Origin of the sequence: uncultured Draconibacterium sp. (genome assembly GCF_913060805.1) — a bacterium.
Lineage (GTDB): Bacteria > Bacteroidota > Bacteroidia > Bacteroidales > Prolixibacteraceae > Draconibacterium.
Map to the genome: position 1 here is coordinate 212,532 of NZ_CAJXTC010000003.1, position 23,287 is coordinate 235,818.

29 protein-coding genes are annotated in these 23,287 nt (G+C 37.9%); 27 read left to right on the forward strand and 2 right to left on the reverse strand.

All coding sequences use genetic code 11. The annotated features are described in order from the left end of the window. Nucleotides 1–37: 37 nt before the first annotated feature. Entirely contained in the window at nucleotides 38–298 is a 261-nt protein-coding gene (locus tag QZ576_RS03230; protein WP_297094001.1) for a helix-turn-helix domain-containing protein, read from the reverse strand. Between the two features lie 143 nt (nucleotides 299–441). Here QZ576_RS03230 and QZ576_RS03235 point away from each other — a divergent pair, with 143 nt between their 5' ends. From QZ576_RS03235 to QZ576_RS03245, 3 genes are all read left to right on the forward strand, one after another. Continuing rightward, complete coding sequence (locus QZ576_RS03235) at nucleotides 442–618, forward strand: hypothetical protein (protein ID WP_297094003.1); 177 nt, start codon at nucleotides 442–444, stop codon at nucleotides 616–618. A gap of 199 nt (nucleotides 619–817) precedes the next feature. After that, on the forward strand, nucleotides 818–1,156 hold the full coding sequence (locus tag QZ576_RS03240; protein ID WP_297094005.1) for a hypothetical protein: 339 nt from the start codon (nucleotides 818–820) through the stop codon (nucleotides 1,154–1,156). Between the two features lie 26 nt (nucleotides 1,157–1,182). Then, on the forward strand, nucleotides 1,183–1,491 hold the full coding sequence (locus QZ576_RS03245; protein WP_297094007.1) for a hypothetical protein: 309 nt from the start codon (nucleotides 1,183–1,185) through the stop codon (nucleotides 1,489–1,491). A gap of 39 nt (nucleotides 1,492–1,530) precedes the next feature. Here the strand turns inward: QZ576_RS03245 and QZ576_RS03250 are convergent, their stop codons facing one another. Beyond that, on the reverse strand, nucleotides 1,531–1,761 hold the full coding sequence (locus QZ576_RS03250; protein WP_297094009.1) for a hypothetical protein: 231 nt from the start codon (nucleotides 1,759–1,761) through the stop codon (nucleotides 1,531–1,533). Nucleotides 1,762–2,025: 264 nt separating this feature from the next. On the opposite strand from QZ576_RS03250, the gene QZ576_RS03255 reads away from it, so the two are divergent. The 24 genes from QZ576_RS03255 to QZ576_RS03370 all read left to right on the forward strand — a co-directional run bounded on the left by QZ576_RS03255 (nucleotide 2,026) and on the right by QZ576_RS03370 (nucleotide 22,714). After that, the gene (locus QZ576_RS03255; protein WP_297094010.1) at nucleotides 2,026–2,250 is read left to right on the forward strand and encodes a helix-turn-helix transcriptional regulator; all 225 of its coding nucleotides are present in this window, start codon (nucleotides 2,026–2,028) and stop codon (nucleotides 2,248–2,250) included. Between the two features lie 102 nt (nucleotides 2,251–2,352). Continuing rightward, complete coding sequence (locus QZ576_RS03260) at nucleotides 2,353–2,571, forward strand: hypothetical protein (protein ID WP_297094012.1); 219 nt, start codon at nucleotides 2,353–2,355, stop codon at nucleotides 2,569–2,571. A 217-nt stretch (nucleotides 2,572–2,788) separates the two neighbouring features. Continuing rightward, nucleotides 2,789–3,547, forward strand: a complete 759-nt coding sequence (locus QZ576_RS03265; RefSeq protein WP_297094014.1) for an Ig-like domain-containing protein — start codon at nucleotides 2,789–2,791, stop codon at nucleotides 3,545–3,547. A 176-nt stretch (nucleotides 3,548–3,723) separates the two neighbouring features. Continuing rightward, nucleotides 3,724–3,927, forward strand: a complete 204-nt coding sequence (locus tag QZ576_RS03270) for a hypothetical protein (protein WP_297094016.1) — start codon at nucleotides 3,724–3,726, stop codon at nucleotides 3,925–3,927. 140 nt (nucleotides 3,928–4,067) lie between these two features. Then, on the forward strand, nucleotides 4,068–4,295 hold the full coding sequence (locus QZ576_RS03275; protein ID WP_297094018.1) for a hypothetical protein: 228 nt from the start codon (nucleotides 4,068–4,070) through the stop codon (nucleotides 4,293–4,295). A 16-nt stretch (nucleotides 4,296–4,311) separates the two neighbouring features. Next, a complete protein-coding gene (locus tag QZ576_RS03280; protein ID WP_297094020.1) occupies nucleotides 4,312–4,686 on the forward strand; it encodes a hypothetical protein in 375 nt (124 codons plus the stop codon). Nucleotides 4,687–5,066: 380 nt separating this feature from the next. Next, on the forward strand, nucleotides 5,067–6,299 hold the full coding sequence (locus QZ576_RS03285) for a site-specific integrase (RefSeq protein WP_297094022.1): 1,233 nt from the start codon (nucleotides 5,067–5,069) through the stop codon (nucleotides 6,297–6,299). A gap of 12 nt (nucleotides 6,300–6,311) precedes the next feature. Continuing rightward, nucleotides 6,312–7,946, forward strand: a complete 1,635-nt coding sequence (locus tag QZ576_RS03290) for an RNA-binding domain-containing protein (RefSeq protein WP_297094023.1) — start codon at nucleotides 6,312–6,314, stop codon at nucleotides 7,944–7,946. 127 nt (nucleotides 7,947–8,073) lie between these two features. Next, nucleotides 8,074–8,481: a hypothetical protein gene (locus tag QZ576_RS03295; RefSeq protein ID WP_297094025.1), complete on the forward strand. Its 408-nt coding sequence runs from the start codon at nucleotides 8,074–8,076 to the stop codon at nucleotides 8,479–8,481. A gap of 220 nt (nucleotides 8,482–8,701) precedes the next feature. Further along, on the forward strand, nucleotides 8,702–9,037 hold the full coding sequence (locus QZ576_RS03300) for a helix-turn-helix domain-containing protein (RefSeq protein ID WP_045027782.1): 336 nt from the start codon (nucleotides 8,702–8,704) through the stop codon (nucleotides 9,035–9,037). Between the two features lie 5 nt (nucleotides 9,038–9,042). Beyond that, complete coding sequence (locus QZ576_RS03305) at nucleotides 9,043–10,254, forward strand: DUF5906 domain-containing protein (RefSeq protein ID WP_297094029.1); 1,212 nt, start codon at nucleotides 9,043–9,045, stop codon at nucleotides 10,252–10,254. A gap of 203 nt (nucleotides 10,255–10,457) precedes the next feature. Then, a complete protein-coding gene (locus tag QZ576_RS03310; RefSeq protein WP_297094031.1) occupies nucleotides 10,458–11,351 on the forward strand; it encodes a CHC2 zinc finger domain-containing protein in 894 nt (297 codons plus the stop codon). Between the two features lie 195 nt (nucleotides 11,352–11,546). Beyond that, on the forward strand, nucleotides 11,547–11,825 hold the full coding sequence (gene mobC / locus QZ576_RS03315) for a MobC family plasmid mobilization relaxosome protein (RefSeq protein ID WP_297094033.1): 279 nt from the start codon (nucleotides 11,547–11,549) through the stop codon (nucleotides 11,823–11,825). Then, nucleotides 11,815–12,744, forward strand: a complete 930-nt coding sequence (locus QZ576_RS03320; protein ID WP_297094034.1) for a relaxase/mobilization nuclease domain-containing protein — start codon at nucleotides 11,815–11,817, stop codon at nucleotides 12,742–12,744. Before mobC ends, QZ576_RS03320 begins: the two co-directional genes overlap by 11 nt. Nucleotides 12,745–12,761: 17 nt before the next feature. After that, nucleotides 12,762–13,433: a hypothetical protein gene (locus QZ576_RS03325; RefSeq protein ID WP_297094037.1), complete on the forward strand. Its 672-nt coding sequence runs from the start codon at nucleotides 12,762–12,764 to the stop codon at nucleotides 13,431–13,433. A 182-nt stretch (nucleotides 13,434–13,615) separates the two neighbouring features. Beyond that, a complete protein-coding gene (locus QZ576_RS03330) occupies nucleotides 13,616–14,587 on the forward strand; it encodes a histidine kinase (protein ID WP_297094039.1) in 972 nt (323 codons plus the stop codon). Then, nucleotides 14,580–15,221 carry a response regulator transcription factor gene (locus QZ576_RS03335; RefSeq protein ID WP_297094041.1) on the forward strand — a complete coding sequence of 214 codons (642 nt, stop codon included), beginning with the start codon at nucleotides 14,580–14,582 and terminating at the stop codon, nucleotides 15,219–15,221. Before QZ576_RS03330 ends, QZ576_RS03335 begins: the two co-directional genes overlap by 8 nt. 135 nt (nucleotides 15,222–15,356) lie before the next feature. Then, the gene (locus tag QZ576_RS03340; protein ID WP_297094057.1) at nucleotides 15,357–16,643 is read left to right on the forward strand and encodes an alginate export family protein; all 1,287 of its coding nucleotides are present in this window, start codon (nucleotides 15,357–15,359) and stop codon (nucleotides 16,641–16,643) included. A 26-nt stretch (nucleotides 16,644–16,669) separates the two neighbouring features. Then, nucleotides 16,670–17,611: a substrate-binding domain-containing protein gene (locus QZ576_RS03345; protein ID WP_297094043.1), complete on the forward strand. Its 942-nt coding sequence runs from the start codon at nucleotides 16,670–16,672 to the stop codon at nucleotides 17,609–17,611. Nucleotides 17,612–17,640: 29 nt separating this feature from the next. Then, a complete protein-coding gene (gene pstC, locus QZ576_RS03350; protein ID WP_297094045.1) occupies nucleotides 17,641–18,528 on the forward strand; it encodes a phosphate ABC transporter permease subunit PstC in 888 nt (295 codons plus the stop codon). Further along, the gene (locus QZ576_RS03355; RefSeq protein ID WP_297094047.1) at nucleotides 18,525–19,379 is read left to right on the forward strand and encodes a PstA family ABC transporter permease; all 855 of its coding nucleotides are present in this window, start codon (nucleotides 18,525–18,527) and stop codon (nucleotides 19,377–19,379) included. The genes pstC and QZ576_RS03355 overlap by 4 nt, the downstream gene beginning before the upstream one ends. Before the next feature lie 5 nt (nucleotides 19,380–19,384). Further along, nucleotides 19,385–20,218 carry a phosphate ABC transporter ATP-binding protein gene (locus QZ576_RS03360; RefSeq protein ID WP_297094049.1) on the forward strand — a complete coding sequence of 278 codons (834 nt, stop codon included), beginning with the start codon at nucleotides 19,385–19,387 and terminating at the stop codon, nucleotides 20,216–20,218. Nucleotides 20,219–20,306: 88 nt separating this feature from the next. Then, nucleotides 20,307–20,909: a hypothetical protein gene (locus QZ576_RS03365; RefSeq protein ID WP_297094051.1), complete on the forward strand. Its 603-nt coding sequence runs from the start codon at nucleotides 20,307–20,309 to the stop codon at nucleotides 20,907–20,909. Between the two features lie 353 nt (nucleotides 20,910–21,262). Next, nucleotides 21,263–22,714 carry a TrkH family potassium uptake protein gene (locus QZ576_RS03370; protein WP_297094053.1) on the forward strand — a complete coding sequence of 484 codons (1,452 nt, stop codon included), beginning with the start codon at nucleotides 21,263–21,265 and terminating at the stop codon, nucleotides 22,712–22,714. Nucleotides 22,715–23,287: the final 573 nt, after the last annotated feature.

Below are 23,287 nucleotides of genomic sequence, written 5' to 3' on the forward strand. Positions count from 1 at the left end.
AGTCCTTAAGGGGCAAAGGGTTTTAGTCCAGGCGTGACTATTTTTTTTTATTCACAATTAATTCGGTCCCGCAGTTGGGGCACTTAAAGTCAAAGTTTTGTTTTTCTTCTTTCGTTGGGATGAATAATTCCCGGATATCTACATCAAGAACCTGAGCGATTTGTTTCAATAGTTCCGGCTTTGGAAAATGATTTCCATTAATGATATTTGAGATAGTGGCGGGAGTAACATCTACCAATTCCGCCAATTCTTTGCCGGTTTTCCCTTTCTCTTTTAAAATCTCCTTCAGTTTTAACATGATGTTTCATTCTTGAATTCAAACAAAGTTATATAAAATTATAGTAAAACTAAATAAATAATCAAAAAATTATAGTATTGCTTGCATTGAATTATAATAATACTTACATTTGTTGAGTAAAAATTATAGTAATGCTAAATGAAATGGATTTAAGACAAATAACAACATCGAAAACCAACCTGATTAAATCAATCGGAATTGGCGGTTATCTGGAAATGTTTTTGGACCATTTAAAAGCTCAGCCCGGAATTACCAAAGCTGAGGTATTTGATACTTACTACCAGGTTAGAACTGAAACCTTAAAACAATATGCACTATGAAAATCATCTTTCAATCACTAAATGTATCGATAAGTAGTGAGGTTCTCTCTGCCGGAGAGCACGCTCATATAACGCAATTGGCTGAAAAGTCGAATAGCGGTAAGGAACTCAGTTCAGAAGAGAGCAGCTTTATTGAATCTATGGCCAGCCGGTCAAATCACTTTGTTTCGAATTATTAAACCTTAAAAAGAATAGAGATATGGAAAATCAAATTACGACCATCACAATTCCCTCAGGTCATGCCAATCATGAAATTACATTGGATGGACCTTACATGTATGTTTGCACATCGAAAATCGATTTACGGGAATTGATTAAGCTCTGCGAAATACAAGAATTAAAGGAGACAGGAATCGCATTAAAAGAGTCTGTTTTTAGAACCTCACAGTTAATGGCTGCATTCATTAACACAGGACTTGAAGGTGTCAAAGAATGCGATATTGCACCTAGTACGCATGATATTTGGTTAATACACGAACTTGAGAAGTTTTTGAGTTCTACGGAGTGGATTGATCAGCATCCAAAAGTGAAGGAATAATTATTAAACGCTTAAAACTGAGAATCATGGAAAATCAAAAAATTAAGTATGTTTTTGAAAACGTTAGTGGTAATAAAAGTATGGTTACTATTGAAGGTGATACAATTAAATTCGGTGGACAGAAATTTTCACTGGCGAAGCTTGAGGACCTATTAACACAGGAAGAGCCTAGCCGTGTTTCCAAGGCACTTAACAGTGTTGTTTACGGTTTGGCCCAAGTAACCGCTGAAGCAATTAACAATAATGCCGTCGTTCAAGGTTTGTTACCCACGTCTACGGAGATTTACTATGCAAAGCTGCTTGCTGAATCCTTTGCAGAATTAGAAGTGAAATAACACGCAGATATTTGATAGAGCCTCCTTCGGGAGGTTTTTTTATGCCTTGGTTGCTTCAATAATCCTGATTACATATTCGAATAGGCCCATCTTTACCAAAATATAAATCAGCAGTAAAGCAATTATACCTATTCCAAAAATATGGAGCCAGGATAGCATAATGGTTTTCAGATTTAACTCTACATTTTCAAGTGACCATAACCAAAATTTGATTGTTGAAGTTCCTTGACGTTTTTCACTCTTCTGTGTCGACTGCTTTTTTTCAGACATAATTTACGCTTTAAAAATTTGCAATCGACAGAGCCCTGCCTCGCCCTGCGAAAAAGGGAATTCCCTTTGGAATATGAAAGGACAACATTTGATGGCATAGTATCTCGTTGATTTTAAGGCGCTTTTTGAAAAGTGTGTTCAGGGGGTTTGAAAAGCAGTATCGCAAATCCGATACTGAAGTATGCTCTATTTCCCTCATTTGTGGTATTGAATCAAGATCCTTATCCCAGTACCTTTGACTTGAAACATTTAAAATATTAAGTCATGGAAACAAGTAAGCGAGTTACAGAGATCAGAAGAGAGTTGAACATCACCCAGGCGGAACTTGGTCGCCGGTTGGATGAGTCTATTCAGTACATTAATAAGGTTGAATCCGGGGCCATAAATCTTAAGCAAGCCACAATGATTAAGCTCTACCAGCGGCTCCGGGTCAACCTTAACTGGCTTTTAACAGGCGAGGGGGCAAGGTTCATATCCCCTCAGGACTAAAACCTTTACCCATGGAAGGACACTGAACCCTTTATTTGGTACTTTATTGATATCTTTGAAGTTATGATCTCAGAATTGAAAAATATGAGCTTGGAGGATCTCTTGGAACACTTCTTAATAACCAGGGGAGAGGGTGAGCTTTATGAGCTGGTCCCGTTGTTGATCATTGCGGCCGGTTCGGAAGAAGAGGTTACCAGGATCCTTACGCGAATCCGTGATGAAGGGAAATCACTCAAGGCTTACTATCCGGAATTTGATTCCGTGGTACCTGCAGGTGAATACATTGGTGAAATCGAAGACGGGGCTTTGTATTTGGTTTAGGGACATGATCGTAACTAATTCAAAGTATTTCTTAACAAAGTTTATAAAACTATCCAGAATGAGTGGGAAAATTGCGCAGTCATCAAAGTACGAAATTCTACTGTGGTAGTTCCATTGTTCTAATAATGAGCTATATGATATCTAGTTCGGTTGTTTTTGGAATAAACATTTGTTACATTTGAAAAAACAACCAAAAACAACCTTTAATACTACACTAATGAAAAAGTTAATTTACCTAACCATCGCTGTTATTCTATTTTCGTGCTCTGATGAAGATAACAGCCTGCAATCAATTGAGATCGATCGCGATCAAATCACAATGCATTATGATGAAGATGAACAACTCGGTATTATTTATAATCCGCTTGATGCCGATGAAACGCCTCCGGTAACATGGTTTAGCGAGGATAATAACGTTGTTGATGTTTCTTCAGCAGGAGTAGCCGAGGGGGTTCGCGTTGGAGAGACCCGTATCATGGCGCAAACAGAAGGAGGCGAATTCCAAGATTATTGCGATATTATAATTGAACCATACAGTAATTTGTATGCAATTCCATGTGTCGATTTGGGCTGTTCGATGTCAGATGTAAAATCTTTTGAAACCAGGGAACTTGTAGCTGAAGTTGAGGACGGTTTGCTTTATGAGGGTGATAACTCGGATGTTGAAGGGATTTTATATGTGTTCGATTCAGGAAAACTTCAGGGAGCATCTGTTTTGCTGGAAGAGAATGACGATATTGTTGATAAGCTTATTTTGTATTTGCAAGAACGGTATGAATATCTGGGAGGGGATGATGAGATGTTTATTTTTAGTGTTAATCCCGACGTTGTAGCAATTATAACCGTTACCTATGAAATGGGGCTAATGGTTACGTACATGGAGGATGTAAGAGATAAAAGTGCTATTCTTGGAAAACAAGAGCCTACCGCAGAACAGAAAATTTTATTGAATAAAATACGCGAACGGTTTAAATAGTGCCGGTAACGAGAAATATATAATAAAATAATTGGTCAATCCGGCGTGTATATGAAATCGGGGCGAATAGGAAGCAGAACCTATCGAACCGACACTAACTTAATTAAAAGCTGCAAGGGTTCAAATAAGCCACATAACAAGCCCTGTTTTATATACTTTGTTGTGTGCAGTACGGTATGACACCAAAAGAAAAGGCAATTGAAATAGTAAAAGAACTTGAGGAGTATTTAGATACAAATGATGTTTATTGGAACGTGACTGATGATGCAAAAATATGTGCAAAAAAATCAATTAAATTAACTACTGATAATTCAGAATATTGGCAAAAAGTAATTGCCGAAATTGATAATTTACCTACATACATACAAGATGTGGAGTAGTATTGCACACAACAGCCATATAGTGGGGGACCATCACAATGGGCTGGACGTTTGGTTGGCTCATTGCAACTAATGATTAGGACGAACGTTCTTTATTAATGTACTTGAATATTTACAACAAGATTTTAAAACCAATAATTATGAGAGAAATGATCGGTATTTTTATGGATGATCAAACTGCAGGTATGAGGCCTTTAGTTGTGCTTAAGAAGATTGCAGAGATTTCAGTGGATGATCTTCAGGCATATGAGGGATTGACGGAGGATGATAAGATAGAATCTTTTATAAAAGAGAATCAAATGATAATAAAAAACACTAGGTGTAAAATTGTCAAGTACAAAGAGTATATAAAAACCAATTATAATTAATGATAACAACAAAATTATGCTTTCAGATTTTTTTAGAATTAACCTGCCATATGGTTTGGCAAGAAACAACAATGGGGAATGGATGGCTTTCAATCGTGAATATATGCCATTAGGATTTAATAGTAAGGATCACAAAACAGATTTCTTTCCAGAAAAAGAAATTGAAGGATCGCCGATTTATACGCGATATAAAGGTTTGACGGAAAAGGTACTTCTTAGTATTGCAGCCAGAGATGGAGAGTCTGTAAGAAGAGATGATAAGGGCGAGATTTATGAAGTGTGGCTGTATAACGATGGTACAAATCCCATGAATCAATCTAGCAAATCAAATTCTTATTGGAAAGAATACTGGGACAAATTGGAGGTTCTTTCAAAACTGGAAAGAAAATAAATACCAAAGAAATATTTAAAAGCCGGACTAAAATCCGGTTTTTTTTTATGCTGTTTTATAAATGCTCAAATTCATCAAAATGTCCTATATGTGTCCCAAATCAAAATCAAAAAAGCCTGTATCCGTTATGAATACAGGCTATCTGTTGTTTTTTCAGTAGCGAGAGGCGGGCTTGAACCGCCGACCTCATGATTATGAATTAGAAATCTTGGATTTTCTTTAATTTTCATGAATTTGTAAATGTTTGATAACAGATTGCATTATAGGTGGTTATGTGTCTTGTTTGGTGGTTTTTATTTTGCTGCTTTTGGATATAATCGTTAGATTTGTGTGCAAATTGTGTGCAAATTATTTGATTTGTACACTGAAAATTTACTCCGATGTTTAGCTATTCAAACAATGGAATTACCATCGCATCAATCTTGGATCAAAGAAGGGAATTAAAAGAACAAACTTACCCTATAAAGATACGAGTAACTTTTAAAAGAAGAAGAGTTTATTATTCAACTGGCAAAAGTTTAAGTAAAGCCGATTGGGAAAAGTTACCGATAACCAAAAGCAAAAAACAGATCTCGTTAAAAACTGATGTTCAACATTCTTTTGATAAAGTTAAGTCAGCAGTTGTGAAGTTGGAACGTGACGATAAGTTTTCTTTTATTGTTTTAAATAATTATTTAGGAAACGGTGTTGGTGATACCTTGAACGTTTGTTTTAAAACAAAGTTAGATTCATTACTTCAAAACGATCAGATAAATACCCATGAGTACTATAGCTATGCCTTGAAAAGTATTGAAAGTTTTGCTGGAGAAAATATCCCCTTGGATTTTATTACTCCAGAGTGGTTACAGAAATATGAAAAATTTCAATTAAAAGAAGGAAAATCCTATACAACAATTGGAATGCGAGGTCGCGCAATCCGAACAGTTTTGAATAGTGCAAAAGAAATAGGATTAATAAAGGAGAGCCAATATCCTTTTGGCCGGGGTAAATATAAAATACCAACAGGTGAAGGACGTAAATTGGCCTTAAATCTGGAGCAGATTAAGAATCTAATTACTTATACCGATGGTAGTGAAGCAACTGAGCACTACCGTGATCTATGGTTCTTTTCCTATCTCTGTAACGGAATCAATTTTGCTGATCTGATTACATTAAAATATTCCAATATTAAAAACGACGAACTATATTTTATACGATCAAAAACAATTAAAACATCAAGGATTAAAAAGGATATTTGTGCGGTAATTACACCCGAGATGCAAGCAATAATGGATAGGTGGGGAACGAAAGATAAAAATCCTGATAATTACATATTTGGCTTTTTAAAAGGAGGTGAAACTCCTTTAGAAATAAAGAAAAGAACCCGGGATGTAATCAGTAATTGTAATAGGCGGCTAAGAAAGATAGGTAAAGCAATGAATATTGCTGGGCTTAGTACCTATACGGCCCGCCACTCTTATGCCACAGTCCTTAAAAGATCGGGTGCGAACATTGCTTATATCTCAGAAAGTTTGGGCCATAAGGATCTGAAGACTACAGAAAACTACCTGGCTTCCTTTGAAAAGGAAGAACGGGTAAAGAATGCGAGTTTATTAACTAACTTTGGAGAATAAGCAGAATAATTAATGGAAGAATTATTATATAAATTGTTGCAAAGTCCTGTCGAAACAGAGGTTTTGGAGTTTAAGGAAGCCAAAAATCAGTTTGATAAGGACAAGCTTGGCAAATACTTTTCAGCATTAAGCAACGAAGCGAACCTGACTGGGAAGCCGGAGGCATGGTTGTTATTTGGAGTAAATAATGATAAAAATATTGTTGGAACACAAATATCGGATAAACAACTGAACGAATATAAAAAGGAAATTGCAACAAATACTTCTCCTACTCTCAGTTTTATTGCTGTTCATCGGGTTGCGGTTGCACAAAACAATGTCCTGATGTTTCAGATTCCGGCTGCTCCAAAAGGAATGCCCGTTGCATGGAAGAATATGTTTTATGCCCGCGACGGAGAAAGTTTAACGGGATTAAACATTAACAAGATTGAACGTATTCGAAATCAACAAACGAATCTTGATTGGAGTGCCGAAATTGTACCTGATGCGACAATAAAAGACTTATCAGTAGAAGCCATAAAAAAGGCAAGAGAACAATTTGCTGAGAAACATCCTAAGTTGAAGGATGAGATTCTAACATGGGATGACATTACGTTTTTGAATAAGGCCAAAATTACCATCAACGGCCAACTAACGCGTGCAGCTATTATGCTGCTTGGCAATCCGGAATCGGATACTTTTATAAATCCGGCATCATCAAAAATCACCTGGATATTGCGCGACCGTGACAAAATTGAAAAGGATTATGAACACTTTTTTTGTCCGTTATTACTTGAAGTTGAGAATGTATATGCAAAAATCAGAAACCTGAAATACCGTTATCTGAAATCCGGCACATTGTTCCCTGATGAGGTCGATCAGTTTGAACCATATATTATTCGTGAAGCATTAAACAACTGTATTGCTCACCAGGATTATACTTTAGGAGGAAAGATTAATGTTGTTGAAAGGGAAGATGGTTTTCTTACATTTAGCAACTTAGGACACTTTATTCCCGAATCGGTTGAATCGGTTATTACTGCAGATGCTCCTGAAGAACAATACCGGAACCCGTTTTTGGCAAATGCAATGGTAAATCTGAATCTGATTGACACCATTGGAAGCGGTATTAAGAAAATGTTTGTCATTCAGAAGAATAAATTTTTTCCGTTGCCTGAATATAATCTTGAGAACAATAAGGTTACGGTGACAATTACAGGGAAAGTACTTGATGAAAAATATGCGCAGAAACTTGCGTTGATGCCAGACTTAAGCCTTGATGATATAATTTTGCTAGACAAGGTGCAGAAAGGGAAATCGTTAACTGATGAAGAGATAAAGACTCTTCGGACAAATTTTTTAATTGAAGGACGTAAACCTAATTTTCACATTTCTTCCGTGGTTGCCGAAAAAACAGGGCAACAAAATGATTATATCAAACAAAAGGGTATTGATGATGAGTACTGTAAAAAGATAATTATTGATTATTTGGAAAAGTTTGGTGAAGGTAGAAGATCTGATTTTGAGGAAATTCTTTTGGATAAGCTTCCTGATATTCTGGATATAGCACAAAAGAAGAATAAAATAAAAAACAATTTGCAGATACTTAAAAACACGGGAATTATTGAACCACATGGTAAGTTGTGGAAAATGTCTAACAAAGGATAGTATAGATATTTTCTAGACATTTAATAAAGTGTGATGTGTTTTATGTTGTTGTATATCAGTAGGATAAAATGTCTAATTCCTGTTCTTTAAAAATAAATTAGATATTCTTAGACAAAAAAAAAGTAATATGCCCCGTCGCAAACAATACAAAATACCAGCCAGAGAAATGGAAGTTTATGATGCAATCGTAGCAGAACTGCAGCAAAAACCAGAACTGGCTGATTACGATATGAATACCCTCGAAATATCGGTGAGAAAGAAAATCAATCCTCGTATTCAGAATATTGATAAAGCTATTGAAAACCTGGAAAGGTATATGGTTGTGAACAAAGAATTCATTCGAATAGTAAACGGTGAGGCGATTGTTCTGAAAAAAGATATTGCCAAAATGCTAAAAATTTCGAGGCCAACCCTTGATAAATGGATTAAGGACGGATTTATAAGCTCTGTAAAATCAGAAGTAATGGACAATACAGAGATCTTCCCGCCTGACTTGATTCTGAAACAACTTCAAAATCAAAAGAAGAAAATGTAAAAAAAACTTTTCAGTTTTACATTGATATACTTTATATCGTTTTACTCCCATTCGAATTTTGCTTAACTCAACTTGAGGATTTATTTCAATATTTAATCACTATTTACTTCTTTTTGTCTCTTTGCGTAAGGCTATTTATCTGTTTGACTGCCAGTTGTATTCGTTTTTATTTTGCTCCTGAGTTAATTAAAATTTAGGTGTAACCATAAAACGGAATACTATGTCAGACATTATTGTAACAACGCCCGATGAACTACGGGCAATCGTAAGTGAGGCCGTATCACAGGCGCTGCCGAAACAGGCTCCCCAACCAAAAATTGATACCATGACTTTAGACGATACTTTGAAATTGTTAAAGGAACATGGCTATCCCACGTCAAAAGCAAAAATCTATAAGTTGACTTCTACTGGTAAAATACCATGCAAAACGTATGGTAATAAGCTGGTCTTTTCGCGGAAGGAGATACTTCTGTGGGCAGAAAATCAGACAAAATCCCGACACGATTCTTCCAAAATAGATTTAACACTTGCCCGAAGTGCCAGACGAAAAATGTAAGCACTATGAATGACAAAACACAAGAAAACCAAAATAATCGCCAATACGTCCGCGTTGGAACTACCTTATATAAGATCGTTCAAAGACCGCTTATCAGTGGCGATTTTGTAGAGGAGAAAATCCCCTGGAGTTATGAAACGCTTCGGCAGGATTTCGGGAAAAACAACCTTCCGGAAATCGATAAATACGATGGCTTTTGCATCATTCCTGACCATATTCATTATAAACAAGTACACGGTACATTTTTAAATCAGTACGAACCACTAAATTATAAGCCTGCGCCAGGTGAGTTTCCATACATCCGAATGTTTCTTAATCATATTTTCAGAGAGCAAATTGAGCTTGGACTGGACTACATCCAGCTCCTTTACACAAAGCCCACACAAATACTGCCTATTTTGTTGCTGGTTTCCAAGGAGAGTAATACAGGAAAGACAACCTTTCTTCGCTTTTTGAAAATGATCTTTGGTAAAAACTCGACATTCAACAATAACGAAGATTTTCGCAGTCAGTTTAATGCAGATTGGGCAAACCGACTTTTGATACTGGTTGATGAGTTGCTTATCAATAAAATCGAAGATACCGAGAAAATAAAAAATCTCGCAACTGCCATTGATTATAAGATGGAAGCAAAAGGCAAAGACCGGAAAGAGATTGAATTCTTTGCCAAATTTGTGCTCTGCTCCAATAAAGAACACAATCCCATCATTATCTCCAGGGAAGAAATCCGTTTTTGGATCCGAAAGGTGCATACAATAGAAAAGGACGATGTTTACCTGAAGGAGAAAATGGCTAAGGAAATTCCGTACTTCCTGCACTTTCTTCTTCACCGGGAACTTTCTACAAAAGATCAGTCACGGATGTGGTTTAGCCCCGCAGCGATAGAAACTCCGGCTTTAAGAAAGGTAAAAAGATACAATGTCAATAAAGTAGAGATTGAACTGGCTACTTATTGTTACGATGTTATGGATGGTTTAGCACTGGATAAAATGTGGTTCTGTCCCAAAGACCTCACAGAGGTAATACGTGAAGCCGGTTTACGTGCAGACATTGGTTTGGTTCGTAATATTCTCAAAGACAACTGGGGGCTAAGCTCACATAATAATAGTGAATACAGTTTTTATTATATCGACCCAAACGGAGAAATAGCCCCGGTGAAAAGAAAAGGTCGATATATGGAGATCACAATGTCTCAAATCAATAAAATCCTGTTGTAATGTTGTGGGCTTCTATGTAAACCATTGAAATCTAGTAGGTAAAATATAACAACAACATTACAACAACGGCACAACAAAATCTGGTTTGTTGTAAACAAATAACCACATTCAAACTGCTTGTTGCAGACTTGTTGCTTCTGTAAGCAATTGAATCACTTCTAGTTAACCATGTTTTGCAACAAAACAACAAAAAATCAAAACTTATGGCACTGTCAGAAATAAAACGACTAAGTATCAGGGATTATCTCAATATGAATGGGATCCGGCCCAAGAAAAATTTTAATAGCTACGGTATGTATTTATGCCCATTTCGTGAAGACCAAAATGCAAGTTTAAAAGTGGATTATCAGAAAAATATCTGGTATGATTTTGGAATAAACGAAGGCGGTTCAATTATAGACCTCGTAATGAAAATGGATCGCTGTTCTTTTTCTGAAGCTGTCACTCACTTGGAAAAGCTTACTACCGTGCCCAAACGGAATTATTCTTCTTTTCACCGGGAAAATGAATTGAACAATACGAAAGGCAATGAATTGGCAATTACCGTTCGTGATGTCCGGAGCATCTCTCATCCAAAACTGGTTGACTGGGTAAATACCAGAAGGATTGATTTGTCGCTGGCAAATCTGTATTGCCGCGAAGTTCACTACCAGAACCGTGATCGGATGTACTACTCAATTGGATTTGGTAATGACAGTGGAGGTTATGAACTGAGTAGCCCTTCGGGATTTAAAGGTTGTGTTCCTCCCAAAGAAATTTCTACGGTAAATAATGCCAGTTATGTCTGTCTGGCTTTTGAAGGATTTTGGGATTTTCTTTCCTACTTGACTTTACAAAAAACCGAAAAGACACCATACGATGTGGTTGTTTTAAATTCGGTGGCCAACGTCCAAAAGGCACTTCCTTTTCTAAAAATGCACACCAATATCTTTACTTATTTGGATAATGATGTAAGTGGACGAAATGCCTTTCAGAAAATTAAATCATCCTGTCCGCAAGCTCGCGATATGTCCAAACGATATTCCATTTACAAGGACCTGAATGAGTATCTCTGTTCCAGGATGCGGATACATAAGGACAGAGGGATGGAGCTATAGGGTACTGACTTTTTTCAACGGAGCAAGTTTGTGTTTCGGTCAGACCGAAACCTTGCTCTGCGAGGCAAAAACATCCCGCCGGTCTCATAAACAATTAAACAGGAAAGTAAGATGCGAATGATAAAAAACAGAAATACGAACGGCAGACCCACCAAACCTCCTTCCGTAAAAAAGAGCTATAAAATTACCATTAAGATGGATACGGAAGAATATTATTCATTAAGAGGTAAAGCAGGTGTTGCAGGAATGAATCGCAGCGAATTTATTCGCCGGTGCATTCGTTCAAGTGAAATAAAACAGCGGCTTAGTCCAGAACTGATGGGACACATTCGACAGCTCTGTGGTATGGCTAACAATATTAATCAGATTGCACGAACAGCAAATGCTGCTGGTTACTCCGAAGTACACATGCGGTGTCTTGCTATAAATCAGCGTCTGGATGGGGTGATTAAAAAGATTGAGGATGATTGCTAAAATAACTCAGGGAGGTGGTTTTCAGGGAGTAGTAAATTATATCCTGGATAAAAAGGATGCCCGTTTATTACATGGAGAAGGTGTACGGTTAAAAGACAGACGTACAACTATTCAGGATTTTAACACACAAAGCAAATTGAAACCTAAAATCACGAAACCAGTGGCACATATATCTCTTGACTTTTCAGTACAGGACAAACACCGTCTAACCGATCAGTCGATGATCAGGATCGCACAAGAATATCTGGATAAAATGGGCTATGGCAATACGCAATATATTGTTGTTCGTCATTTTGATACCGATCATCCACATATACACCTGGTGATAAACCGAATCGATAACAACGGTAACCGGATATCGGACCAAAAAGAAAAACTGCGGAGTACTAAAATATGTATGGAAATAACCAAAAAATATGGTTTTTATATTGCCAAGGGAAAAGAGAATGTAAAAGTTCACAGGCTCCGAGAACCTGATAAAAGCAGGTATGAGATATATTATTCGTTAAAATCAGCCATCCCAAAAAGTAAGAACTGGCTGGAGTTAAGAGTCCAACTTCAGAATTCAGGAATCTCAACTGAGTTCAGAAAGAACGGTAACACAGAAAAAATCCAGGGAGTGAGGTTTGGCAAAAATGGGTATGAATTTAATGGATCAAAAATCGACAGGGCCTTTAGTTATTCCAAAATTAATTATCAGCTGCAGCAAAATCTACTGGCAGAGCAGATAAGTCTAGACCATCAACACAAGCCCGGTCAAACTCAAGATCTTTCTGATGTGGCAGGAGCCACGATTTCATATATGCGGGAACTATCCCAGTTGATGGATCGATCAGCAGACAGGGATAAAATGCGCAGCAAAGAAAAAATATATAAAGTCAAGCGGCAAAGAGGGAGAGAAGAGGGGCGAGGATTGTAATTTTAAATCGTTGAATTATGGGTGTTGGAAAAATAGATGCTTCCACAGTTTTTACGCTGTTCGAAGAATTAAAACAAAAAATTGATAAGTTAGGTAACGGAACAGTCTCAGGGGAACAAACGAAACTGGATACAGAAGAAATTGCAGTCTTACTTCATGAATTCCGTAACCAAGTTAAACAAACGCAATTTTCAACCGAGCAATTAAGAATATTACAAAAGAATATGGTTACAGCATCGACTTATACCATTCGCGAAGTCGGTAAAAATCTTTCAGCGGTAAAAAGGGAGCTAAAGGCCACAATTTCTCCCATAAACGAACGGATTGACCAATTAAAAATACCAAAAGATGTTATTGTTAGGAAGGAACACCACATTAGGATCGATTTTAGGAATAGTAAGGCTGTCATCACCATTATTTCTATGGCGCTTGCTATTTTGCTTTTACTGGGCGGTAACGTTTGGCAACTTAATACCAATGGAAAGCTAAGAGATAATGATTTGAAATATAGATATATTAAACTCAAAGGCGAAGTAGATACTAAGGTTTTGTCTCAGCTGGAATCAATTTTTACTTATAACCGGGACCGGGATGTTATCTCAAAAATTCGTAAACAGGTTAAAAGCTATGAACAGATGGTTAGGGAGCATGCTGAGGAAATGGAGAGAGAAAGATTTGGCTCAGAATAAGATTGAAATAAGAGGGAGCTCTGGAAATAGCCTAAAATAAACTTTTTAAACATATTTGAATAAATTGCAAAACAGCACTGCGTCCAATCTTTAGTCTGTAGTCCAGAATTCCTTTTTTTGCAAAAAAGGAACAAGAAGTAGAACTAAACTGTAGTTTTGTTTCTGAATAAACAAATTGAAAGATGACAACATTAAAATTTGCTTTGTTGCTCTCCATGTTGTTTCAGCTTATTGCAACAATACTCGCCATAAGTTTAATTCGTCGCACGCGTTTTAACATTTCGTGGATATTAATTTCAGGCGCATTCATTTTAATGGCTTTGCGGCGACTTTTAGATTTTTCCAATTTGTTTTGGAATTCGCAACTGTTACCGAACAATGAGACCAACGCCTGGATCGGTGTTTCTATTTCGGTTCTCATTTTTGTGGGGGTAATTTTTATCAAGAAAATTTTCAACCTGCAAAAGGAAATTGAAAAGCTGAGGGAAGAGAATGAGCAAAAAGTGTTGTCGGCCATGATCAACACCGAAGAAAAAGCCCGGCAAACTTTTGCCCGCGAACTGCACGACGGAATGGGGCCGGTACTTTCCTCGATAAAAATGACACTGAGCGCGATAAAAACCGAAAACCTTTCTTCAGTAAACCAAAAGATTATTGAATCTGCTCATGCTGCGGCAAGTAATTCAATTCTTACGCTAAAGGAAATCGCCAATAACCTGAGTCCGCACCTTTTGAAAAATTACGGACTGCAACAGGCACTCGAATCGCTTGCATCACAGCTTTTTTCGCAAAAACAAATTGGCTGGGAATTCGATTTTCAAATTGATGAAAAATTGCTGCCAGACGCCATGAGTATCAACCTGTACCGTATTGTTTCGGAATTAATGAACAATAGTTTTACGCACGCGAATCCGCAAAAAGTTTATCTCGAAATTAAGCGAAACGACGCGTTTTATCACCTTCGCTACATGGACGATGGCATTGGATTTGAGTACGAACATGGAAAAGAAAGCAGTAAAAACAAAGGGATGGGAATGAATAATATTTTTTCGCGCACAAAATCGTTAAACGGCCATTATACAATTGTTACTGCGCCCGATAATGGTTTTTTAATCGAATTTTATTTCCCGGTAAGCACAAGCAACAATGGATAAAATTGACATTTATATTGTAGACGACCACGCACTTTTTCGGCAGGGGCTGAAACTGCTGCTTACGAACCTGAGTTTTGTGGGCGACGTTTTTGAAGCCAACAATGGCGAAGAGTTTATATCAGGTCTGAAAAATCATCCGGTAGAAATAGCCCTGGTTGATATTGAAATGCCCGTGATGAACGGGATTGAAGCCGCAAAACGAGCTAGGGAACTTCAGCCGTCTATAAAAGTCCTGGCCTTATCGATGTACTCCGAAAAAAATTATTACCTGAGTATGATTGATGCCGGAGCTTGTGGTTTTTTGCTAAAAAATTCAAATTTCGAGGAGGTTGAAAAGGCAATTGCCGCGGTAAGAAACGAGAACAGTTATATTTCGATTGAAATATTAAACGATATTTTGAAGTACCCCGACAAATGCGATTTTAATACCATCGACAGCGACTTAACCGAACGCGAAACAGAAGTTTTATTGCTGATATGCAATGGGCTTACAAACCAGGAAATTGCCGAAAAACTAGTGCTAAGCAAACGCACCGTAGATAAACATCGCGAGAATCTGTTGCTGAAAACACAATCGAAGAATACGGCCAGCCTGGTTATTTACGCCATAAAAAGCGGCTTACTTCAAATCTGAGAATTTCGTAACTACGTATAAAAACGTAGTCTGATTTTTACGTTTTTAAACTGTTCCCCGTGTGGTTTTGCCAAAATACTTTTGTAAGCAAGTTTTAATACAAAAGTTATGTTTGAAACCAAGCGGTGTTTAAAATTGATAATAGGTTCGGAAAGATCGCAATCAATTTCCCGGACGAAATATATTTTCACTTTTTTTATTGTTTGTCTGCTGTCGAATAGCGGATTCGCACAATTCACAGTTGATGCCCAACTCCGTAACCGTTTCGAATTGCGCAACGGATATCGGAAACTAGCAGCCGAAGGAACTACTCCGGCGGCAGTAATTTCGCAGCGTACCCGCCTGTCTTTTTCCTTCGAAAACGAACATTTAAAATTAAAAATAACGCCGCAGGATGTACGGATTTGGGGCGACGAACAACTAAGCAGTTCTACCGGTGTTTATGGCGATGAAGCCTCGCTCGATTTATTCGAAGGTTACGTGCAGATAAAAACGGGCGCTAAAGGCTGGCTTTCGGTTGGCAGGCAGCAGCTGGTTTACGATAATCAGCGCATTCTTTCGGCCCGAAACTGGAACCAGAACGGAATTGCTTACGATGCCCTGATTTATAAATGGCAATCGGACGATTGGGACATACACGCCGGAACGACCTGGAACACTGCCGGGAACAATACCGCTGATAATTTTTACGATCCAACCCGAATTAAAACGCTGAATTTCGTTTGGGCCAAACACCGTTTCTCAGAATCCTGGAATTTATCGGTTTCGCATATTGCATCAGGAGTCACTCAAACAGAAACCGATAACAAACTTTTTTTCAAACAAACCATCGGACTATATACAACTTTTACTAAAGACCGCCTGAATGTGATGGGAAACCTTTATTATCAGTTCGGGAAAAATAATTCAGCAAAAAAAGTAAGTGCCTGGATGGCCAACTTTGATTTGAAGTATCAAAGTGGAAAAATTACGCCGGGCATTGGCCTAAGTTATTTGTCGGGAAATAAAAATACGAACGAAAAAAACGATCATCTTTTTGATGTATTGTATGGCTCGCGGCACCGTTTCTACGGTAGCATGGATTATTTCAGTAATTTCAGTAAGGACACAAAGCAGGGTGGTTTGGTATATTATTATTTTTATTTCGATGTGAAAATCACGGCCAAAACCAGCCTGAAAAACATGGGGCAATATTTCACTTTGGCACAGGTAAATGAAACTACTCCTTCGGATAAAAAGCTGGGCTATGACAACGATCTGGTTTTGAAACATAAATTTTCAGACTGGGGAGCGCTTGAATGTGGCTATTCATTTTTTCTGCCCACGCGTTCACTGAAAACGCTGCAGGAAGTGGTAGATCCCGGTTTCGCTCAGTTTCTGTATTTACAGTTAACGTTTGTTCCCACATTATTTAAAAATTGAAGTTTAAAATTTGAAATGTTATAATTATGAAATCAATAGAAAGCACTTTAATCCTGGTTATTCTAGTGTTGTTTACTGCCTGCACCTCAACAAAAAACAAAGAACAGACCATCAGCCTTTCGGGGGCCTTTGCTTTGTATCCGCTGGTTGTAAAGTGGAGTGAAGAGTATCAGAAAGAACATCCCGACGTTCGGTTTAATATTTCAGCCGGAGGAGCCGGGAAAGGAATGGCCGATGCGCTTTCGGGCACGGTAGATCTTGGAATGTTTTCGCGCGAAATCTCCCAGACCGAAATAGATAAAGGTGTTTGGTGGATTGCTGTTACAAAGGATGCTGTTATCCCAACCATCAATGCCGCAAATCCGGTGGTTGAAACGCTTAAGAAACGGGGAATTACCCGCGAAGAATTCAAGCGTCTTTACATCAAAGACAACTACACGAACTGGAACCAGATAGGCGGGATAAGCATGGATCAGCCAATTAATGTCTTTACGCGTTCTGATGCCTGTGGTGCTGCCGGAACCTGGGCTGCTTATCTTGGTAGCAAGCAGGAAGACCTGAAAGGCGTTGGTGTTTTTGGCGATCCCGGCCTCGCCGATGCTGTGGTGAAAGATGAAAAGGGAATCGGTTTTAATAATACCATTTACCTGTATGATGTTAAATCCGGAAATAAAAACCCGGGTATTGAAGTGATTCCGATTGATGTTAACGAGAACGGGCAGCTGGATGCAGATGAAGATTTTTACCAGACTTTTGGCCAGGTGCTGTCGGCAATCGCCGCAGGAAAATATCCTTCGCCACCGGCACGCGAGCTTTATCTGGTTGCAAAAGGCAAACCGGGCAAGCAAGCCACGCTCGATTTTCTAAAATGGGTGGTCAGCCAGGGCCAACAATTTGTTTCTGATGCCGGTTATGTACCTTTAAACGAAACGAAACTGAAAGAGCAATCCACAAAACTAAATGACTAAAAAATCAAAACAAAAATGCGAAAAGCACAATGAATAAAAAACGGAAAATAGCTGATATTTTAGTAAATATCTGGATGCGGATTGGATTGTATCTTTTGCTGTCCATCCCGGTATTTATTGTCATTGGCTTATTCTGGAAAGCCGGTCCACTTCTGAAAAGCCAGTCGCTGGCAAACCTGCTTTTTTCAAGCCGGTGGTCTCCAATGAAAGGGGAGTTCGGTTTTCTGCCCTTCATTTTCAGTTCGGCTTATGTAACTGTTTTGGCTTTTCTGCTATCGGCACCTCTGTGTTTATTTGCAGCGATTTACCTCACACAGTTCAGTAAACAGCGTTTGTTGAATTTTATGCTTCCGGTTATCGATATTCTTGCCGGAATTCCATCGGTTGTTTATGGCGTTTGGGGAATTCTGGTAATTGTACCCTTGGTTTCCGACGGTATAGCTCCATTTTTCGGTACAAGCAGTTCGGGCTACAGTTTACTTGCTGGCGGAACAGTCCTGGCTGTAATGTGCATCCCCTATATGCTGAATATGCTGATTGAAGTGTTTCATACCATTCCTGTGGGGATGAAAGAAGCATCGCTTTCGTTGGGAGCCACATCCTGGGAAATGGTTAAACATGTGATTCTCAGAAAAGGATTTCCCGGAATTATTTCTGCATTTGGTTTGGGAATTTCCAAAGCTTTTGGCGAAACCATTGCCGTTTTAATGGTGGTTGGAAATACGCTGAACATTTCTCTTTCGCCGCTAAAACCCGGTTATCCCTTGCCGGCTTTAATTGCCAACAATTATGGTGAAATGATGTCGATTCCCGATTACGATTCGGCGCTGATGTTTGCAGCCCTTTTATTGTTTGTAGTGATTCTTATTATCAACCTGTTTTTCAGGTATTTCATTCATAAAGGCGAAAAAGTATGAATCGTTTAAAAATTATTGAAGAATGGATTTTTAAGATTATTTCTTTTATCGCGGCCTATTCCGTAGTATTAATTTTGCTGTATCTGCTGCTTGTGGTTTTTAAAAAGGGAATTGGGGCGCTATCGTGGGAAATTATTCTTTCAATGCCCGAAGGCGGTTATTATTTTGGTGGCGATGGTGGTATTCTGAACGCGATTGTGGGTTCTTTTTACCTTTCGGTGGGTGCCACATTTCTGGCTGTAATTATCGGATTACCGGCAGCATTGTTTATCAATGTGCAGCTCATCAGGTTAAAGCGGACACAAAACACCATTCGTTTTTTTCTCGATGCCCTTTGGGGAATTCCATCCATTGTTTACGGTGCCTTTGGCTTTGCCGTCATGTTACTTTTAGGATTGAATGCCTCGCTTTTGGCCGGGATTATTACGGTGGCCTTGCTGATTACGCCCATTTTAGTGAGGGCGTTCGACGAGGTGTTAAAAACAATACCTGTAGAACTTCAGGAGGCCTCTTTTTCGTTAGGTTCAACAAAAACAGAAACGGCGCTAAAAGTGCTTTTAAAACAGGGGTTAGCTGGTTTTATAACGGCTTTGCTACTTGCTTTCGGTCGTGGCATTGGCGATGCAGCTTCGGTACTTTTTACTGCTGGTTTCACCGATAATATTCCTGTAACATTCGACGAACCGGTTGCCACTCTACCGCTGTCCATCTTTTTTCAGCTCAGCTCGCCAATCGAAGAGGTTCGACAACGGGCTTATGCGGCTGCGGTTGTGCTTACTATTATCATTTTAATTATCAGTGTTTCGGCACGAATCCTTTCAAAACGCTATTCAAAAAACAGCATAAAATGAATTCAATGACTTTGTCATATCAATCACAACTAACTGCGAGGCGAGCTGTTTCGCAGAATGAAATAAAAGTTTCGGAATTAAAAGAAGCAGCCCCGATAGTTGAAATAAAAGGTTTGAATGTTAGAACAAAAGATGGGGAAATCCTGAAAAATATCAATCTCGAAATTCCAAAAAATAAGATTGTAGTATTGCTGGGGCCTTCGGGCTGCGGGAAAACCACGCTGCTGAAAAGCTTAAACCGCCTGACCGATCTGCATAAAGAACTAAAAGTTTCGGGACAGATTCTTATTGATGGACAGGATATTACGAAAGCTGGTCAGAACCTTGCTAACATGCGCCAGAAAATGGGACTGTTGTCGCAAAGGCCTTTTCCTTTACCAGCCTCAATTTATAAAAATGTGGCTTACGGATTAAAACTAAAAGGTATCCGCTCGAAGAAACTAATTTCACACAGCGTGGAAACCAACCTGAAAAGAGTGGGTTTGTGGAACGAGGTTCAGGATCGCTTAAAGAGTCCTGCGAACAGTCTTTCAATCGGGCAACAGCAAAGACTTTGCCTGGCACGCGGACTAGCCGTAAAACCCACCATTATTTTAGCCGACGAACCAACCTCAGCACTCGATCCCATTTCGACAAAGATTATCGAAAATCTATTTAAAGATTTAAAGAAACATTACACTATAATTTTGGTAACCCACGTGTTGCGCCAGGCATTACGACTGGCCGACCATGTTGTATTTATGTACTATGGCGAAATTATTGAGCAGGGGCATCCCGACGACATTTTGAAAAATCCGAAAACAAAAATCTTAAAGAAGTATCTGATTGATGGGAATTAGGTGTTTCTTTATTATTGATTACGCTAATTAACAATCATTGATTTATGAACGAGTTTATTTAGTTTTTCTGTCAACGAAATTATCGGGTTTGACGGACGAATATTATGGTATCAAGCTGAGTGGCTGCAAAATTCTAATGTGTTTTTTTGCCTATTTTGCACATAACCAGGTTAATCAAACGCAATTTTCAAACGAGCAATTAAGAATATTACTGAAGAATATGGTTACAGCATCGACTTATACCATTTGCGAAGTCGGTAAAAATCTTTCAGCGGTTAAAAGGGAACTGAAGGCTACAATTTCACCCATAAACGAACGGATTGATCAATTAAAAATACCAAAAGATGTTATTGTTAGGAAGGAACACCACATTAGGATCGATTTTAGGAATAGTAAGGCTGTCATCACCATTATTTCTATGGCGCTTGCTATTTTGCTTTTACTGGGCGGTAACGTTTGGCAACTTAATACCAATGGAAAGCTAAGAGATAATGATTTGAAATATAGATATATTAAACTCAAAGGCGAAGTAGATACTAAGGTTTTGTCTCAGCTGGAATCAATTTTTACTTATAACCGGGACCGGGATGCTATCTCAAAAATTCGTAAACAGGTTAAAAGCCATGAACAGTTGGTTAGGGAGCATGCTGAAAAGTTGGAAAGAGAGAGATTTGAAGAGGTACAAAATTGAAATTGTTAGACAGAGTTCATGTTACAGTCTCCTCAACATCATAATATAGATCCTACTCATTAAACACAATCATCAATATTTTATAAAATCTTTATATCAATCAAATTTATCTTTATAAAATCTTGATATCATAACTAGTTCCTTTGTATTAGTAACAGTAACAGATTAAACTATGTCTTCTTTTTGGAATACTGTGGGTATAATCATACTGATAATTGCCTTTGTTTATGTACTATCTGTGACAGTAACAACATTGGTAAAATTTATGAAAGACGATGATGATTAAAGAAACTCAGAATTTAGGCTAAAAAATAAAGTGGAGTTCTTAAATCAAAATATGTATAGAGGATAGTATGGACAAGATCATAAACTTCAGGTTAACTTCGAAAATACTTAGCAGAAATGTATTCATTGTTTCACTGTCAATTTTAGTTTGCTCCATCATCGCTCTAATTTATGCTGAACCGATATATCCGTTTTTAATATCCTTTTTAATTTCATTTACAATAGCTTTTATATTGTTTCTGATATCGAAAACGGAAAATGGAGATACTGAGTTAAACCGAAAAGATGCCTATTTTTCCGTAACAAGTTCGTGGCTTTTAATGACTTTATTGGGAAGTCTTCCTTATGTAATTTCAGGAAGTATTCCCGTATTTGTCGATGCTTTGTTCGAATCAGTTTCTGGTTTTACAACAACCGGATCTTCTATTTTAACCGATATTGAATCGCTGCCAAAATCCATTTTATTTTGGCGAAGTTTAACCCACTGGATTGGGGGAATCGGTATTATTGTATTGGTAATACTTATAATGCCAACCTTGCAAATTGGCGGCTACCAGTTGTTTACAATGGAGTCGTCGTTGCAGGAAAAGATACATCCCAAAATAAAATCGGTAGGTCAACGTATTCTTGCCATTTACGTGCTGCTTACGGCTGCCGAAGTTGTTCTTCTACTGCTGGGAAAAATGAATTTGTTTGACAGTGTTTGTCATGCGTTCGGCACCATCGCCACTGGAGGATTTTCTCCTAAAAATACCAGTATCACCGATTATTCGCCTTACATACAGTATGTAATAATGATATTCATGTTGCTGGCAGGAACCAATTTTGTGATTCATTATTACATCTTAAAAAGAGAATTCGGAAAGGTTAAAGAGAACGAAGAGATGAGATTTTATTTTGCCGTTGTATCTATTGTTGGGCTAATCATTACTTTGGTTTTGTTTTTCAAGATGAACAAACCTTTTGAGGAAGCGTTTCGCGAAGCCTTTTTTCAGGTCATTTCAATTGTTACATGTACTGGTTTTGCTTCAGCTGATTATTTAAACTGGCCGGTATTTGCCTGGGTTTTTATATTCCTGATAATGTTTCTCGGAGGTAGTACCGGATCTACTGCCGGAGGAATCAAAATGGCTCGGCACCTGGTATTATTAAAAAACATTCGACGAAATTTTCGTGAATTTCTACACCCCCATGCCATTTTACATTTGAGAATTAACGGTAGGCCGATAAATGATGAAACTAATAGAACCATCCTTTCCTTTATAAGCATCTATTTCATTGTTTTTGTTATCGGGAGCATTCTAATTGTAGCTACAGGAGTGGATATAAGAACGGCGAGCAGTTCGGTAGCAACCTGCATGGCTGGTATCGGTCCTGGGATTGGAACAGTTGGCCCGGCAAGTAATTTTGCTCATCTCCCTGCGAACAGCAAAGTCCTACTTTCTATCTTAATGATTATCGGCCGGCTTGAGATCTACACTGTAATTGTTTTGTTTACTAAAAAGTTCTGGCAACATTAACTTTAAAAATGATGATAAAATGCTAAAAATGACCATCTATATTTACAAATAAGAATATATGCGAGCAACTCTTTTAGCTTTCAAGGTGCTACTTCGGGATACACATACAATTTTCAAAAGTGACTTATTGTCAATTTTTATAATATCCTTATCACATTCCACGATTCTTTATAAAACATTTATAAAATCGTCCTCAACTTTGCTTTGTAGATTTAGTACGAATGAAACTTACAGCTTGGGATATTATAGGGATAATCGTTTTAGTATTGACATTTCTTGTCATCATTGTTAAAGCGTTGTGGCTTCTAATTAAATACTATATACGCTTGAATAAGTAGATGGTTTGAAAATGATAGATTCAGAAATTTAAACTAAAAACAATATCTTGTACAGGCTAATTTATTTGCGAAAAAAGGATACCAGAACAGTCATGCCCAAAATAAAATTTATAAATTATTCGAATTCAACCCTATTTTCACAAAAAATAAAGCACTACCTTCTGGCTATAATTATTGTTAGCGTTACGGCTTTACTTTGCATCCCGCTTTCAAATACCCAAAGCTATTATGTTGT